The organism is Mammaliicoccus sp. RAM2, assembly GCF_045897195.1.
Classification (GTDB): Bacteria; Bacillota; Bacilli; order Staphylococcales; family Staphylococcaceae; genus Mammaliicoccus; species Mammaliicoccus sciuri.
The window spans coordinates 16,367-33,976 of record NZ_JBJNWI010000006.1; the positions used below are offsets into that span (position 1 = coordinate 16,367).

Annotated in this window: 17 protein-coding genes; 5 read left to right on the forward strand and 12 right to left on the reverse strand. The window is 32.5% G+C overall.

Features of this window, described 5'->3' with window-relative positions; all coding sequences use genetic code 11:
- The first annotated feature begins 104 nt into the window (after positions 1-104).
- Positions 105-1,607, forward strand: coding sequence for a glycosyltransferase (locus ACJTHF_RS09805; protein WP_119650343.1), 1,503 nt, complete (start codon positions 105-107; stop codon positions 1,605-1,607).
- Positions 1,608-1,660: 53 nt separating this feature from the next.
- Here ACJTHF_RS09805 and ACJTHF_RS09810 read toward each other — a convergent pair whose 3' ends face one another.
- The 6 genes from ACJTHF_RS09810 to ACJTHF_RS09835 form a co-directional block, all read right to left on the reverse strand.
- Positions 1,661-2,701 carry a sensor histidine kinase gene (locus ACJTHF_RS09810; protein ID WP_119650342.1) on the reverse strand — a complete coding sequence of 347 codons (1,041 nt, stop codon included), beginning with the start codon at positions 2,699-2,701 and terminating at the stop codon, positions 1,661-1,663.
- The gene (locus ACJTHF_RS09815; RefSeq protein ID WP_058591792.1) at positions 2,702-3,382 is read right to left on the reverse strand and encodes a response regulator transcription factor; all 681 of its coding nucleotides are present in this window, start codon (positions 3,380-3,382) and stop codon (positions 2,702-2,704) included.
- 5 nt (positions 3,383-3,387) lie between these two features.
- Positions 3,388-3,825: a DoxX family protein gene (locus ACJTHF_RS09820; protein ID WP_078355079.1), complete on the reverse strand. Its 438-nt coding sequence runs from the start codon at positions 3,823-3,825 to the stop codon at positions 3,388-3,390.
- A 40-nt stretch (positions 3,826-3,865) separates the two neighbouring features.
- Entirely contained in the window at positions 3,866-4,327 is a 462-nt protein-coding gene (locus tag ACJTHF_RS09825; RefSeq protein ID WP_049319566.1) for a DM13 domain-containing protein, read from the reverse strand.
- 92 nt (positions 4,328-4,419) lie between these two features.
- Positions 4,420-5,100 carry a ribose-5-phosphate isomerase RpiA gene (rpiA, locus tag ACJTHF_RS09830; protein ID WP_078355078.1) on the reverse strand — a complete coding sequence of 227 codons (681 nt, stop codon included), beginning with the start codon at positions 5,098-5,100 and terminating at the stop codon, positions 4,420-4,422.
- Positions 5,101-5,228: 128 nt separating this feature from the next.
- Positions 5,229-6,371 (reverse strand): NADH-dependent flavin oxidoreductase, encoded by a 1,143-nt coding sequence (locus tag ACJTHF_RS09835; RefSeq protein ID WP_078355077.1) that lies wholly within the window; start codon positions 6,369-6,371, stop codon positions 5,229-5,231.
- 317 nt (positions 6,372-6,688) lie between these two features.
- Here ACJTHF_RS09835 and ACJTHF_RS09840 point away from each other — a divergent pair, with 317 nt between their 5' ends.
- The 4 genes from ACJTHF_RS09840 to ACJTHF_RS09855 are packed head-to-tail and all read left to right on the forward strand — an operon-like array spanning position 6,689 to position 10,215.
- Positions 6,689-7,135: a PTS sugar transporter subunit IIA gene (locus ACJTHF_RS09840; RefSeq protein ID WP_078355076.1), complete on the forward strand. Its 447-nt coding sequence runs from the start codon at positions 6,689-6,691 to the stop codon at positions 7,133-7,135.
- Between the two features lie 10 nt (positions 7,136-7,145).
- Entirely contained in the window at positions 7,146-8,558 is a 1,413-nt protein-coding gene (locus ACJTHF_RS09845) for a PTS fructose transporter subunit IIC (protein ID WP_078355075.1), read from the forward strand.
- The gene (locus ACJTHF_RS09850; protein WP_078355074.1) at positions 8,558-9,421 is read left to right on the forward strand and encodes a ketose-bisphosphate aldolase; all 864 of its coding nucleotides are present in this window, start codon (positions 8,558-8,560) and stop codon (positions 9,419-9,421) included. The genes ACJTHF_RS09845 and ACJTHF_RS09850 overlap by 1 nt, the downstream gene beginning before the upstream one ends.
- 23 nt (positions 9,422-9,444) lie before the next feature.
- Positions 9,445-10,215 carry a DeoR/GlpR family DNA-binding transcription regulator gene (locus ACJTHF_RS09855; protein WP_078355073.1) on the forward strand — a complete coding sequence of 257 codons (771 nt, stop codon included), beginning with the start codon at positions 9,445-9,447 and terminating at the stop codon, positions 10,213-10,215.
- Positions 10,216-10,446: 231 nt separating this feature from the next.
- Here ACJTHF_RS09855 and ACJTHF_RS09860 read toward each other — a convergent pair whose 3' ends face one another.
- The 6 genes from ACJTHF_RS09860 to ACJTHF_RS09885 form a co-directional block, all read right to left on the reverse strand.
- Positions 10,447-11,805: a PTS ascorbate transporter subunit IIC gene (locus ACJTHF_RS09860; RefSeq protein ID WP_058591789.1), complete on the reverse strand. Its 1,359-nt coding sequence runs from the start codon at positions 11,803-11,805 to the stop codon at positions 10,447-10,449.
- A gap of 19 nt (positions 11,806-11,824) precedes the next feature.
- A complete protein-coding gene (locus ACJTHF_RS09865) occupies positions 11,825-12,109 on the reverse strand; it encodes a PTS sugar transporter subunit IIB (protein WP_025906341.1) in 285 nt (94 codons plus the stop codon).
- A 1-nt stretch (position 12,110) separates the two neighbouring features.
- Positions 12,111-12,551 (reverse strand): PTS sugar transporter subunit IIA, encoded by a 441-nt coding sequence (locus tag ACJTHF_RS09870; RefSeq protein ID WP_048541650.1) that lies wholly within the window; start codon positions 12,549-12,551, stop codon positions 12,111-12,113.
- A 2-nt stretch (positions 12,552-12,553) separates the two neighbouring features.
- Positions 12,554-14,497: a BglG family transcription antiterminator gene (locus ACJTHF_RS09875; protein WP_232156763.1), complete on the reverse strand. Its 1,944-nt coding sequence runs from the start codon at positions 14,495-14,497 to the stop codon at positions 12,554-12,556.
- A 193-nt stretch (positions 14,498-14,690) separates the two neighbouring features.
- Entirely contained in the window at positions 14,691-16,145 is a 1,455-nt protein-coding gene (locus tag ACJTHF_RS09880; protein WP_119469651.1) for a glycoside hydrolase family 1 protein, read from the reverse strand.
- A 27-nt stretch (positions 16,146-16,172) separates the two neighbouring features.
- The gene (locus ACJTHF_RS09885) at positions 16,173-17,600 is read right to left on the reverse strand and encodes a 6-phospho-beta-glucosidase (RefSeq protein WP_078355070.1); all 1,428 of its coding nucleotides are present in this window, start codon (positions 17,598-17,600) and stop codon (positions 16,173-16,175) included.
- Between the last annotated feature and the right edge of the window lie 10 nt (positions 17,601-17,610).

A 17,610-nucleotide genomic window follows, 5' to 3' on the forward strand; every position in this document is an offset into this window, starting at 1 on the left:
TAAAACAAACTGTTTGTAAATTTTTAACAAACTATACTAACATTACCAAGGAAAATGACGTATATTATATGTATATAAAATTTTATTTTGCAGGTGATTTCAAAGTGAACTATTTTATTGTAAATAATATCAATCATAAAATAACAGGTATTGAAAAGTCTGTCATGAACAGGCTAAAATTATTTAATGATTTCAACTTGGAAGCTAAAATTATCACGTTAGCTTGGAATTCAAGTTTACATAAAAATTCCCATACATTCGGCGTAAGTAAACAAGTCTTTTCAATGTATGATTTCTTCCAGGAATCGATTAACGTTCAAATTAATACTGTTAGAGACTGGATAACATTTTGGGAAGATGAGCTTAATTATGAGATTAAATATGTACCTAATTCAAATGATTTAAGGGTCTATCAAAATGGTATAAGAATTATATATGCAAGTTTCCGTGATTCGGACTATAAATTATTAGACTATGTGAACTACTTTGATACGAGAAATGTAAAAATGAAACGAGAATATTACGATTCTAGAGGTTTCTTAAGTCGTGTTAGATATATGCGTACTAAAGAAATGCCTGTATGTGATACATATTTAACACCGAGCGGTAAAGTAAAACTCGAAATTTACTTTGATCCTTATCAAGAAAAAGAAGTTGTCACTCGAATAATGCTCTTTGATTATAACGCTAAAGATTATACATTTGATAATACAAATGAACTAACAGCATTCTTCTATGAACAGTTATACAAAGACGGTGACTTGTTCTTTAGTGATAAGACAGCCATCACTTCTCCACCATTTTTAATCACAGACAAAAAAGTGCCGGTTATTTCTGTATTACATAGTACACATGTGAAAAACAACAATGATATTGAAGGTTCAGATATTAAAAATATTTATAACTGTGTCTTTAATAACTTAGACCGTTTTTCTGGTATTTTAGTATCAACTGCTCAACAAAAGAAAGATGTAGAGAAACGTATTCAATCGAAAATACCTGTCTTTAATATTCCAGTTGGATATGCTCAACAAAGAGAGCCAAATTTTACACCTGTTGTGCCTGATGGTCCTCTGAAACTAATGTCCATTGCAAGATATGCACCTGAGAAACAACTTGATCATCAAATTCGACTCGTCAATAAACTGAAAGACGATTTCGACGAAATTGAACTGCATTTATTTGGATTTGGTGGCGAATTGAAAAAGCTAAAAGAATTAACTGATTCATTAAATTTAGAAAATTATATTAAATTCCGTGGGTTTATCACTAACATTACTAATGAAATGCATCATTTTCATGCGAGTATGATTACAAGTAATATGGAAGGATTCTCATTGGCATTACTAGAATCTTTATCAAATGGGTTACCTGCAATCAGTTATGACATTCCCTATGGACCTAGCGAACTGATAGTTAATGGTAAAAATGGTTACCTTGTTCCTAGAAATGATGAGGACAAACTTTATGAAACCGTTAAGTCTTATTTAAGTAATCCTGACCTTCAAAAAACATTCCGAGACAACTGTATGACAGAATCACAAAAATATGCACAAAGTGAAATTATTAAGAAATGGCTTCATTTATTAGGTGAAGTGACATCATAAATTCAAATAAGAACCCCCAATTCATCATTCTGAATTAGGGGTTCTTATTTAAGTTATTTCATAGGTACTGTTAAATAAAATGTTGTACCGACGTCCTCTTTACTTTCTACCTTTAGCTGACCATCCATTTGTTCGACCAGATTCTTAGCAATATATAAACCTAAACCTGATCCACCTGTATCTTTGTTTCTAGAAGCTTCGATGCGATAAGTTCGGTCAAATATACGATGTAAATGTTGCTCGGCGATGCCTGGACCATCATCAGAAACGGCAATGCATATATTGCTGTCTTCTTTCGTGATTTTAATTTCAATCCTCGAGCCAAGTTGCGTATATTTAAATGCATTATCTAAAATATTCATAAGTATACGTTCTAATGGTACTTTATATTGTTTGAAGTAAGTAATATCTTCACATAAATTAACGTCTATCGTGCGATTTTCACTAACTATTTGTTGTTCATAAGATTGTAAAAGCGTCACAAATAGTTTATCTAAATAAATCGTTTCTAATGGATAATTATGTTTGTGATCATGACTAATTTCCATCACACTAGTCAGCTCATCAAACATCATTGTAATTCTTTGAGATTGTTTAATTAAGACACTGTAAGCTTTTTGTTGTTCATCTGATTGACTGATAATCCCCTCTTTTAAACCTTCTGCATAGGACGTAATACTCGATAATGGTGTCTTTAAGTCGTGTGTTAAGTTTTGTACCATTTCAATTTTTTCTTGTTGTTCATATTGAACTTGTTGTATTTGCGCTTCAATATTACGAGCCATAGTATTAAAGGCATCACTTAATTCTTTCATTTCTTTCGGACTATCTATTTTTATAGCTGTTTCACTATATTGTCTATTGGCTATTAATTTTGTTTGCTTATTCAACAGTCTAATCCGTTTAACTAATGGATTAATAAACAACATACAAATAACTGTCGTTAAACAACTTGAAATGATCGCGCTAATCGTCAAAAGTAATGTTGTATGTGCATCAAACCACATCCATTTATATGCAATTGCTAGAATAATTGTCGTTAATACAATGCTACTGATAAATGCAGTGATAATTTGTGTTCGAATTGTAAGCATTTATTTCGCCCTTTCAAATTTATAACCTAATCCCCAAACGGTTTTAATAACATATTCATCATATTGATGTTGTTCTAACTTTTCTCTTATACGACGTATATGTACATTTACTGTGTTGGCATCTTCGTAATAGTCGTATCCCCATACTTTTTCGAGTAGTTCTGATTTAGAAATAACCATTTTCTCGTGATCTGCTAAATACCAAAGTAAATCAAATTCTTTTACTCTTAATGATACTTCTTGATCATTTACTTTAATGATTTTTTCTTGTTTACATAATTGTAAAGATCCGAATGTTAAGTAATCTTGTTTATGATACTTTTGTGTACGATTTAATAAGTTATGCGCTCTTAGCACGAGTTCACGTGGGCTGAATGGTTTCTTTATATAATCGTCTGCACCTAACGTCAATGCATAAAGCGTATCGTGTTCTTGCGTCTTAGCTGTTAAATAGATAAACGGGATGTCTAGTTCTTGTGTTTTCATTTCTTTTACGACATCATAACCGTTTTTTTCAGGCATCATAATATCTAATATCATTAAATCAATTGTGTCATTCAACTGATGAATGGCTTGTTGTCCATCAGATGCTGTCACAACTTGATGCCCTTCATATTCAAAGTAAGTCTTACAAATATCTAGAATATCTTGTTCGTCATCTACAATTAATATATGCGCCATAATCTCTATCCCGCTTCCTTCTTCATAAACTTCTTAACAATAGCAGCTACTGATAATTTACGTAAACTTCTGATATTTAATACAATTAATATAAAACCAACAAGTTGCAGTGGATACGTAAAAATCATATCTGCTAAAATATAATTTATCATTATAAATATACCAAAAAGTGCTGCGTAATACTCCAGAAATCCGATAATTAAAGCTAATCCTAAAAATATTTCACCTAAAGGAATAACCCATTCCCAAAAAGTCGTATAAGGTGCAATAATATGCTCAAAGAACCACTTGTACCACATTGGAGAATCTTGATTCTGAGCGATTACTTGCGTTAATCCTTGTAAACTGAAACCACCAGTTAATTTTTCATAACCTTGCATATAGATTAAATAGCCACTATAAACGCGTATGATTAAACATATGAATGTACATATCTTTGTCATGACATGCTTTCTCCTTCTATAAAGTTTAAGGGAAACGTATTTATTTTAATTTAGCACTACCAAATTCAACATGTGCTTTATCACAATAAATTGTCACTTCATTATATTTAGACGTGTCCATGTCTTTTAAATCAAATGTTTGTTCCATCTTATCGTAGTCTACTTTATCAATTTTCATACCGTTTTTAACATCGCCATCTTTAGTTAAATAAACATGTAAGTCAGGTCCTTTTGATGATTTGAAATCTGATAGCATTAATTTACCATCTTTAATCATTGCTTTACCTTCTACTTTTTCACCATTCATAGATTCAAACATACCAGACATCTCCATGTCTTTCATGTCACTGTCTTTCATGTTTTCTTTACTCATGTCTTTATCTTTCATTTCAGTTTTCGTATCCATCTTATCATCTTTATGCATATCATTATTACCACATGCACCTAATAATATTGTTGTTGTTAATGCAAATGCTCCAAATGTTGTTTTAGTTAAGTTCATTTAACACATCTCCTCTTTAGTTGATATGTTAAGTTTATGCCCTATGACATCAATAAACCATTAACTGTTTATTAACTTCTATGAACTCATTATTAATTCTCGATTATATCAACACTTTGCGTTTCAGAACGACTCATGAATACTTTTTTCGTCATATTGATAAATAATCCGGTCTCTACAACGCCTATAATAGATATTAAATCTTGATTTAATTGTTCTGGATTATGAATCTCTCCAAACTCACAATCTAATATGTAATGATCGTTGTCTGTCGTATATACATTCGAATCTTTCATTCTTAATGTCGCTTGGCAACCTAAACTTTCTATTGCACGTGCTGTTATTTCCCATCCAAAAGGTACAACTTCTACTGGCAACTTAAACTTACCTAACGTCTTAACGTATTTCGTTTCATCTATAATCACAATAAAATTATCCGTTGCATTCGCAACAATTTTTTCACGTAATAGCGCACCACCACCACCTTTAATCAATTGAAGATTTTCATCAACTTCATCAGCACCATCTATAACCAAATCTAAATGAGTCACTTCTGAAAAATCAGTAAGCGGAATATGATGAATACGCGCTAACTCAGCAGTATCTTCAGATGTTGGTACACCTTTAATTTGAAGACCATCTTTAACACGCTCACCTATCTTCTCTATTGCATAATGCATAGTTGAACCTGTACCAATTCCTATCGTCATACCATCTTGTATATCGTTAATCGCTTCATAAGCAACTTGTCTCTTAAGACCATCTTGATTCACATTGAACACCTCATTCGATTTTTTCAATTATTGTTTCAAGTTTAACACACCAAAAATATATGTTCAGAGTACAAAAAAGCTGAGGCAACCAAATGCCTCAGCAACAAAACTATATATAAAATTATGGATTATTTAGTTTGAGAAGTTTCTTGATCAGTTCTTGGTAATGGGTAGAAACCTGCTACAAACTGTTTCCATAATGGGTCTGGTAAATCATGTTTATCTGCTCTTTCAGGATCGAACACAGAAACGATTTCGTCTTCTTTTCCTTGTTCGATTTTTGATACGAATTGGTAATCAAGTAATAATTCTCTACCAAGTGCAATGAGTGGTGCACCCGTTTCAAATGCTGATAATGCATCATCAGCAGTAAAGATTGAACCAATTCCTATTAATGGCACGCGACCATTTATCCATTCTAATAATAATTTAATACGTTCTTCACCTTTATATTGACCTTCTCTTGTTGTTGAATGAATATCCATTAATGACACATGTAAGTAATCAAGTGGTTTTTCAGATAAAGTCTTAACAAGTTGTTCTGTTAATTCCATAGAAATACCTGGAGATTCTACTTCTTCAGGAGAGAAGCGATAGCCTACGATAAAGTCAGGTGTTGCATGTTCACGTACAACTTTAAGCACAGCATCAATAACTGCTAAAGGATATTTCAGATGTTCGCCCCATTCATCATCTCTTCTGTTGTAATAAGGTGAGAAGAATTGATGAATTAAATAATGGTTAGCACCATGAATTTCAACACCGTCAAAGCCAGCATCGATTGCTATTTTAGTAGCGTTAGCAAAAGATTCAATAGTATGTTCAATTTCTTCTACAGTTAATGCTCTCGCAACATGTGTTTCTTGTTGTCCGAAGCCCTTCACTTCAACTTCACTAGGAGCAGCTGCTTCACCAGTTGGCGTTAATCCAGGTAATGACATCGCACCACCATGATGGATTTGAATTAAAGCTTTCGCACCATTTTTCTTCATAACTTCCGCTTGTTTCCTAAGCCCAGCAAGATCCGCTTCTTTAGATACAGAAGGCTGTCCAGGAAAAGCTTGGCCAAGCGGTTCAACATAACTCGCAGCAGTAATAGAAATACCAACATCTTGAGAACGCTTTTCTATATATGGAATTTCAATATCAGAAATCGTACCATCTTCATTTGATGAAATATGTGTTAATGGCGCAAGCACAAATCTATTCTTAACTTCCACACCATTCGGCAATTTTAAAGATTTAAATAAAGGTTCATATTTTTTGTTCATTTTCAATAACTCCTCCTTATGAAATAACACTATACCACCATCAGAAAATAACATGCCAATTTAATGCTTATAGAAATGGTATGAAATAGGAAGAATTGAAATATTATTTTAACAGTTGTAAATAACACAATTATATTTCTAGAACTCTTTCTAAAATTCAACATTTATATATGATTGATTTCGTTCATATTTATTAATTATTTGAACAATATTCGTTCTAAATGACATAAAACGTTCAAAGTATTGAACAGTTTGAATACAATTGCTATGCTTGAACACAATAAGTAAGCGCTTACTTATAAAGAGGAGGTGTTATTTTGAATATTACAGACCTTATTGATGAAAATACATTTATTTTTGATAAAAATATTAAAACTAAAGATGAACTCTTTACCTCACTTTCAGAGAGCTTATATCAAAATGGTTATTTAAAGAATAAAAACAAATTTCTAAAAGACTTGTACAAAAGAGAGAAACTAATTTCAACGGGAATTGAGGATGGTTTCGGGATACCTCACACAAAGTCAAAATATATAAAAAAACCTTTAATTACTTTTGCAAAAACGTCTGAATTGCAAGATTACACTGCACTAGACAACTCAAAAATTAACATAGTATTTCTTATTGCGTTACCTAAAAATGCACAAGATTCTCATTTATATTTATTAAGTGAATTAGCGAAGTTATTAATGGATTCTAATTTCAGAGAAAATATTAAGAGAGTTAATAATCCAGATGAAATATTAAACATTTTAACTTTATAGGAGGGATATTATGAATATCGTTTGTATTACTGCATGTCCTACAGGTATTGCTCATACGTATATGGCAGCTGAAAAACTTAACAAGGCTGCTAAAGAAATGGGTCATAACATAAAAATAGAAACTCAAGGTTCAAAGACAGATAATATTTTAACTAATGAAGATATTGAGAATGCAGATTTAATTATTATTGCTGTCGATAAAGAAATCGACTTACGCAGATTTAATGGTAGAAAAATCAAAAAAGTATCTACTGCACAAGCAATAAAAGACCCTAACAATATTATTGATGAAGCCAAAAATAATATTGGCTTAATAAGTGTTGAAACCAAACATGAGAATAATTCCAGAAGTAATAAGTCTGGTATATATAACCATTTCATGAATGGTGTAAATTACATGCTTCCATTCGTAATAGCTGGAGGAATTTTAATAGCAATTAGTTTTGCTTTTGGTATAAATGCTGCTGATCCCGAATCAGATTCATATAATAAGTTTGCTGCTGCACTTTCAAAAATTGGAGGAGATACAGCTTTTCAATTGATGGTTCCTGCTTTGTCTGCTGGTATAGCATCTTCAATTGCCGGTAGAGCAGGATTTGCACCAGGGTTAGTTGCAGGTACATTAGCAACCGTCGATGGATCTGGTTTTTTAGGTGGAATGATTAGTGGTTTAATGGCTGGGTATGTTACAAACGCATTAGCTAATAAAATTAAAATTCCAGCTTCTATTTCTGCACTTTACCAATTAATCATTGTCCCTTTATTATCAATTTTAATAGTTGGATTAGCCATGATTTTTCTTATAAATACACCAATATCTTGGTTACTTGAGGTATTAACAAATTGGTTAAATAATCTAGGTAAATCTTCAGGTATTTTATTTGGACTTTTAATCGGTGCAATGATGGCAGCAGATATGGGTGGTCCAATAAATAAATCTATTTCTACATTTTCTATAGGTTTGATGTCTGCAGGTGTTAATGCCCCTATAGCAGCATGTATGGTTGCAGGTATGACTCCTCCATTAGGTTTAGCCTTGGCTACTTTGCTATTTAAAAATAAGTTTACTGATGAAGAAAAAACATCTGGAAAATCTTGTTGGATATTAGGTGCATCATATATAACAGAAGGTGCCATTCCATTTGCAGTGGCTGATCCACTAAGAGTAATACCAAGCTTAATAATTGGATCTGCTACTGCAGCTGCTATATCTATGGGCGCAGGTGTTACATCTCTAGCTCCACACGGTGGAATTTGGATATTATTTATTCCAAATGTCATAAATCATTTAGTTATTTATATAATTGCAATCATTAGCGGAACTATTGTAACAGCGTTATCTGTTGGATTCTTAAAGAAAAGAGTCTCGCTAGAACAGGAAATGAAATCTAAAGAAATTATTAAAAATAAGGTGGAGATATAATGTTATATAATATGAAAAACTTACTAAAAGTCGCAAATGAACAACATTTTGCAGTTCCAGCATTTAATATTTGTAGTTTTGATATGCTTAAATCAATTATGGAAAAAGCAGAAGAGTTAAATTCACCAGTCATTTTGGAAATTCATCCAGATGAAATTCAATATTTAGGTGATAATTTCGTATCTGTAGTGAGAGCATATGCACTGAATAGTAAAGTTCCTGTTGTCATTCATTTAGATCACGGTGGCTCATTATATGATGTTACTAGAGCTATAAAAAATGGATATACCTCTGTTATGATTGATGCATCAACAAAACCTTTTGAGGAAAATATTGAATTAACAAAAAAAATTGTAGAACTAGCACATAATGTTGATGTTTCAGTAGAAGCAGAGTTAGGTACAATAGGTAATAACGGATCATCTGAAGGTGGTACTGATGAAATAATATACACTGACCCAGATCAAGCTGAATACTTTGTTAATGAAACTAATATAGACACTTTAGCTGTAGCAATAGGAACTTCTCATGGTCTGTACCCTAAAGGAAAAAAACCTAAATTAAATATAGAGTTATTAAAAGAAATCAATAACCGATTGTCTATTCCAATAGTATTACATGGAGGTTCTGGCAATCCTGATGAAGAAGTAAAAGAATCTATACTGTATGGTGTTGGTAAAGTTAATTTAAGTTCTGATTTAAAAAGTGCCTTTTTTAATGAAGTGAGAAATACACTAAGTAATAATAAAGATTTATATGAACCTAATGAAATTTACCCAATAGCTAATAAAAAATTAAAAGAAGTAGTAGAGTATAAATTAAATCTGTTAAATACTACTGGAAAAGCAAAATTATATAAATAACCACAAAAAAAGGTGGGCATTTCATGTTAAAAATTATTGAAGAACGTCAGCAAATTATAATAAATCATTTAAAAATTGTTCAGTTTGCAAGAATTCAAGAATTAATTGAATTAGTTAAATATAGTGAGGCTACTGTTAAGAGAGACTTAATTGATTTAGAAAAAAAAGGTCTCGTAAGAAGAACACGTGGTGGCGCAATGATCATAGATAATCAAAAAATAGATTTACCTTATTTAATGAAAATTATTAATTTTAATGAACAGGATAATAAACATAAACTTGCCGAATCCGCTAAATCTCTTATTAAAGATGATATGCTAATATTTTTAGATTCAAGTACAACTACTTTACATCTTGTAAAAATGTTATCTAAATTTGAAGGCTTACAAATTATTACTAATGGTGTACTTACAGCATCATTATTATCGGAATTCACAGATGCACAAATAAATATAATAGGTGGAACAGTTGTAAAAAAAAGGAACACTATTAATGGTGCCAAAGCATTTAATGATGCTTTAAATTATAATGCTGATATTTCATTTGTTTCATGCAGAGGATTCGATTTCAACAAAGGTGCTAGCGAAACTACCGAAGGAGAAGCGCTTATTAAACAAGCTTTCAGAAAAAATTCTAAGCATTTAGTTTTATTAGTAACTGAAGATAAATATAATAATAAATACTTGCATAAAAGCTTATCATTACATGATATTGACACTATTGTCACTGATTATAATCTATCAAATGAAGACAAAAAATTATTTGATAGAAACAATATTAGGATTATAAACTAAATAAAATATAAAGAGACCAAAACTAGGTCTCTTTTTGATTGTCTTTGAATACTGATGATTGATAAACTTTATAGCTCATTTCATTATTGAGATATCTTGTGAGTTTACTACGCCTTTAACTCACATCTTTAACAATCTCATGAGTTTATCACCTCTTTAACTCCCAGTACACGAAAAAACTGAACTTAATTTAATAAGTTCAGTTTTTCCTAATATATCCTAATCCTTTTTCTACTTTTCTTCGGATAGTTTTTTATTTGAACGTTGTTGTAATAATACAGCAACTGCTCCAATGATAACAATGATTGCAATAACACCTGCGATTCCTAGGAATTTCGCGATATAACCGACTACAATTCCGACTGCTAAGAAGTCTGTGTCTGAGAATGTAGTGGATGCTGCGCCTAAATCACCCATGAATGGTAATAGTAATAATGGTAAGAATGTTACTAAGATACCATTTAATGCTGAACCGGCTATTGCACCTTTAATACCACCTCTTGCATTACCGAACACACCTGCTGTTGCACCTAAGAAGAAGTGTGGGACAACGCCAGGTAATATAACGACGCCACCAATTAAGAACATAATAAACATACCGATGACACCTGTAATGAAACTTACAAAGAATCCAATTAATACTGCATTTTGTGCATAAGGAAATACGATAGGACAGTCTAATGCTGGTTTCGTATTTGGTACAAGCTTTTCAGAAATACCTTTAAATGCTGGTACAATTTCAGCTAAGATCAGTCTAACACCTGTTAAAATGATAAACACACCTGCAGCAAATGTCACGCCTTGAATAACAGAGAAGACAATAAAGTTAGTGCCATCACTTAATTCAGAATGAACGAAACTTGGACCTGCAAATAAAGCTGCTATGATATATAGAACAATCATTGTTAGTGAGATACTAATTGTACTTTCTCTTAAGAAACTCAATCCTTTAGGGAAGTTAATATCTTCTGTTGATTTTGATTTCCCAGAAAATAATTTACCAACTTCTCCTGCTGCCCAATAACTAACTGTTCCAAAGTGACCAATTGCTACTTGATCAGAACCTGTAATTTTCTTCATTGTAGATTGACCAAGTGCAGGTAATACAGCCATAATCAATCCTAAAATAATGGATCCCATGACAACTGTCATCGTACCTGTAATGTTACCAACAGTTAGAAGAATCGCTAGAAACGCTGCCATGTAAAATGTATGATGCCCTGTTAAGAAAATGTATTTCAAGTTTGTAAATCTTGCTATAAAGATATTAACTAGCATACCGAACATCATAATTAATGCTGCTGTTGTACCATAATCTTTCAGCGCAATTGATATAATGGCTTCGTTATTTGGCACGACGCCTTGAACACCAAATGCTTCTTGAAACATTTTCCCAAATGGTTCTAGTGAATTTGTTACGACGCCTGCCCCAGCACTTAAGACTAGGAAGCCGAGTATCGTTTTAATTGTACCTGACGTAATGTCTGCTGCTGATTTCTTTTGTACAATTAAACCGATTAACGCGATAAGCGCTACGAGTATAGCTGGTTGACTAAATACATCTACAAAAAATCCTAAAATTGAATTCATGTTGGTGTCTCCCCTTTGCTTATAATATGTTCAATCCTTTTAATTTTTCTTCTAGTTTGTTTTGTAATTCTTCTTTGTCTAAAATGTTATCTAACACGACTACTTCACCTAAACGTTGCGCATTCTCTTCTAAGTCTCTTCCACAAATAAATATATCTGCCATATCTGGACTAGCTGTCATAATATCACTGTGTTCTACTTCTATATCAGATGGTGCTTGTAAATTCTTCAAAGCTTCTTGTGCATTCATTTCTACCATGAAACTACTTCCTAAACCGTGTCCACATACTACTAAAATTTTCATATTAATCATTCTCCTTAAATATATTGATAATTTCTGATTTACTGTTTGCGTCAATCAATGATTGAACTGTTTCTTTGTCGCTTAAAATAGTTGCTAATTTCCTTAAAATTTCAAGATGTGCTTCGTTATCAATTGCGCTTAAGACAAATATTAACGATGCATAATGGCTATTATCCGAGAAATTAATATGTTCATTTAATTTAAGTAAGCTTAATCCTACTTTATGAACATCATCATTCGGTCTTGCATGTGCAATCGCAATCTCTGGCGCAATAACAATGTATGGTCCCATATCATGCACACTTTGAATCATTGAATTGATATAAGCTTGATTAAAATAACCCACTTCCAATAACGGCTGAGCTGCAATTTGAATACTCTCTTCCCAATTGGATACTTTTTCTTTAATTTGAATGTGTTCTTCTTTTATAATCAAGGTCAAATTTAGACACTCTCCTCACTTTGGCTTGCTTTTTTTATGAGTTGTCGTATTACTGCTTTTTCGCCTTTCATTAATTCTGCCCTTGCGTCTTCATCCATAATGATTTGACTCAACTGACCAAGTGCATTCAAATGTATTTGTGGTTGGCTCGTCGCAAGTGTAATCACAACTTTTACAGGATCAAATCTATCATGTCCGAAGTCTATACCATCCTCGAAATGTGTAATAGACATGCTGACCGGTACATTTACATTTTCAAAATTCGAATGCAGTAAAGCAATATTCGGACCAATGACCATATACGGTCCAAATTTATCTAAATGCTTCATAATATCGGTACCATATTGAGCATTTACATGTTTTGAATTCACCAGCATTTCAACACTCTTTTGGATGGCTTCATTTCTACTTCCAGCTTTCACGTGTGTTTCGATATGTTCTTCTGGAATGACGTCTTCTAAACTCGGACCGACCGTTTTGAAACTGGATATATATCGTTCTCTATAATCATTAATCATTTCATTGATCTTGTTTCTATCATCTTTATTCAAGAATGGTGACACTTCTATCGTAGGCACTGAAAAACCCTCTACTGGAACGGTCGACAGTATATAATCTACACCGTGAGATTTCAAAAAGCTTTCTGAAATGTCATATATTGAAAAGGCATCTAATATTTCTAACTCTGGGTAAATATTTTTTATTCGACTTTTCAACAATTGTGATGTCCCAACGCCAGAACCACATAATAAGATGACTTTAATATGTGTCGTTTCCTCGTTAGTCATGCGTTCTATTGAAGATGCAATATGAAGTGCTAAATATGCAATTTCATCTTCGTTGAATTTAACTTGATAGGTTTCTTCAAATATCCAAACTTGTTGTTTAATCGCTAAAACGACTTCATAATATTCTCTTAATATCTCTTGCTTTAGTGGGTTTTCATGTTGCATATTGAATGACATACGATGAATTGCCGGTTGTAAATGTGTGACAAGTCCTGTTATCAATTTATGATCATGCATTAGTGGAACACCTATTTGAGCACTGACCTTTTGAATAAATAATTTAGATAGTTCCGTAATATTTTGTTGTGATTGTTCTTGATGATACTTGTTTACACGTGCACCTAATAAATGCAAAGTTATAAATGCCGCTTCACTTTTAGGAAATACGATATCAAATAACTTTTCTAACTCGGCAGTTATTTGAATGGCAATTTGAAATGCCTCTGTCTTACGTAGCCGCTTATACTCTTCATCAGGGATTTCAAATACAAATTCTGCTTTGGCACGATGAATGGCAATAATAATGTGATATATTAATCCATCAATACCAACTTGAACTAATTGAAAATCTTGATTATTAATGGTCGTAATCACAGCTCGTCGTATTTTCTCAAGCTCTTCTTTCGAGAATACTTCAATACCAATTTGTGCAGTAGATTTCTTAAAGTATTCATTCACCACATGCGCATACGCTTCTCTAAGCTGCTTTTCATTACCTTCAATTACAAAACCTTTGTTCTTTTTATATTCAAGCATAAGGCCATACATTTCTAACCAAGCTTGAACACTTTTTAAATCATCTACAACCGTTCGTCGTGATACATTTAACAAATCTGCTAAACTTTGAGAACTGATTGGATGTGTTGATTCAAATAATCTTAGAATAATCTGTTCTTTTCTTTCATTCTTGGAATAATGAATATCTAACTCAACATCATTTGATGCCATGTAGCTTTCTTTATGTGATAATTTGACGCCTAAACTTTTATTTCTTTCAACATCAATATTCAATTTGTCTTTAAAGGATTCGATATATTCTAAATCATATTGAATCGTACGTTCACTCACTTGAAATAAAGATGCCAATTCAGAAATCGTGACGAAGTTGTTCTCAGATGATAAATAAGACAATATATTTCTCTGTCGTTTACTAAGCAATCAAATAACCTCCCTGCATTTATTGTAAGCGTTTACTGATTGTTATAGATGTGTAATCTACTTCGTTATATAATCCGAAACATTTCACATCAATGCAACTGATTGCATTATTGCATAAAAAAACCGCATAATCTGATTGTGGTCAGATTATGCGAATTTTTATTAAATCAGCTATTTAGTTGTTCACACCATTCTATAATTGCGCGCCGTTTGTTAAGATAACCTCTTTGTACCATTCGAAAGAATCTTTTTTAGATCTATTACCCGTTCCGTTACCATCATCATCTTTATCGACATATATAAATCCGTAACGTTTACTCATCTCACTAGTAGACATTGATACTAAATCGATTGGGCCCCATGCTAAGTATCCCATTAAATCTACACCGTCTTGTACGGCTTTTTTCATTTCTTGTATATGTTTTTGTAAATAATCTATTCTATAAGTATCATGAATGCTTCCATCTTCTTCTACGACGTCTTTCGCACCTAATCCATTTTCTACAATGAATAATGGTTTATGATATCTATCCCAGAATTCATTTAACACGATACGGAGTCCTATTGGATCTATTTGCCAACCCCAATCTGATGCTTCTAAGTATGGATTTTTCAAACTATTCATCAAGTTGCCTTCTGTTACTTCTCCTTCTTCACTGTTTGCGGATAGTAACGACATATAATAACTAAATGAAATATAATCAACTGTATATGCTTTAAGTATTTCTAAGTCACCATCTTCAATTTTTAATGAAAAATCATTTTCTTTTAAAAATTGTTTATAGTAGTTCGGATATTCTCCTAATGCGTGAACATCTGTATAAAGTAGATTCATTTGATCTTCTTGCATAGCTTTTAATACATCTTCTGGATTACATGTATATGGATAATGTTTCATTCTCGCTAACATACAACCAATTTGTGCATCTGCATCAATTTCTCTAAGAGCTTTTGTTGCTAAACTAGATGCTAATAATTGATGATGTAGCGCTTGATAAGATGCTTCTGTCGGATTCTCTAATTTATCTGAAATGATACCGCCACCTGTAAATGGTGAAATATTAATAATATTGATTTCGTTAAATGTCATCCAATATTTAACTAAACCTTTATATCGGTTAAACACAGTCTTAGCATAATGCTCGAAGTGTCCAACAACTGCGCGATCTATCCATCCATTATATCGCTCTGTTAAACCATATGGCGTTTCATAGTGACTCAAAGTGACAACAGGTTCGATATTATATGATTTTAATGTTTTGAACACTTTCTCATAAAATGCTAATCCCGCTTCATTTGGTTCTGCTTCATATCCTTTAGGGAAAATTCTAGACCAATGAATAGATAATCTAAATGCTTTAAATCCCATTTCAGCTAATAATTGAATATCTTCTTCATAACGGTGATAAAAATCAATACCTTCTCTTTTAGGGAATCGACCGGTATGTTCACCACTCAACACTTTCTGAATATGTTCAGTTGTCACTTCCATATGATTATCTTTCGTTCTTTGATCTTTCGGAATATACTCTACAAAGTCCGCGCTTGATAAACCTTTACCATCTTCATCAAATGCACCTTCTATTTGATTGGCTGCAGTTGCGCCACCCCATAAAAAGCCATCTTTAAATCCAGTGTTCGTCTCCATATTCATTACTCCTTTGATAGTTAATATTTAATAACTTAAGTCTTCACCATTTGTTTGAATCACTTTTTGATACCAATAGAATGAATCTTTAGGTGTACGGTCTAAAGTACCGTTACCTCGATTATCACGATCAACATAGATAAAGCCATAACGTTTCTTCATTTCTCCGCTACCTGCTGAAACAAGGTCAATACAACCCCAAGATGTATAGCCTAATAATTCAACACCGTCTTTAACGGCTTCAATCATTTGATCTAAATGTTCACTTAAATATTTAATTCGATATTCATCATGAATCTTACCGTCTTCAGTTACTTCATCTTTCGCACCAAGTCCATTTTCTACAATAAATAATGGTTTTTGGTAGCGATCATAAATTTGATTCATTGTAACGCGTAATCCTACTGGGTCAATTTGCCAACCCCAATCTGATGCTTCTAAGTAAGGGTTCTTTAATGATGCAAATGCGTTGCCGGCACCTTTTTGTTTATTAACTTCTTCATCTCCACTTTCTAATCTACTTGAATAGTACGAGAATGAAATAAAATCAACAGTATGTGCTTTTAATATTTCTGCATCGCCTTGTTCTTGTTGAATCTCTACACCTAATTCTTCAAACATGCGTTTACTATAACTTGGATATTCACCTCTTGATTGCACATCAATAAAGATATATTGTTCCCTATTTTTCTGAAGTGCTGCTAACATATCTTGTGGATGACAAGTATTCGGATAAACTTCTCCAGCGGCTAACATACAACCAATTTGGAAATCTGGATTAATTTCTTTACCGACTTTAGTAGCAAGACTTGAACCAACTAATAAATGATGTGCAGCTTGATATTTAATTTGTTCAGCATTAGCTTCATCTTCAATAATGAGCCCACCACCAATATAAGGTATGTGTAAAATCATGTTGATCTCGTTATGTGTTAACCAATATTTCACTTTATCTTTGTAACGTTCAAATACAACTCGACTGTAGTTCACGAAGAAATCAATCGTTTTTCTGTTATACCATCCACCGTATTCTTGAGCTAAATAAAGTGGTGTATCAAAATGATTTAATGTTACTAAAGGTTCAATGTCATAAGCTTTTAAAGTGTCGAACACTTTATCATAAAAAGCTAAGCCTTGTTCATTCGGTTCAACTTCGTCACCCTTCGGGAAAATTCTTGGCCATGAAATTGACATTCTCAACACTTTATAGCCCATTTCTGCAAATAGTTTAATATCTTCTTCATAACGATGATAAAAATCAATCGATTCATGACTTGGATAGTAATCGAATGTTTCTTTTAAACCTTTTGCTGGATTGAATAATGGAATTTGTCTTTCTTCTCCTGCTGGTAGTACATCCACTAAACTTAATCCTTTACCATCTACATCATAGGCACCTTCACATTGATTGGCTGCTACTGCGCCACCCCATAAGAAATCTTTACTTAAACTCATTTCAAATCCT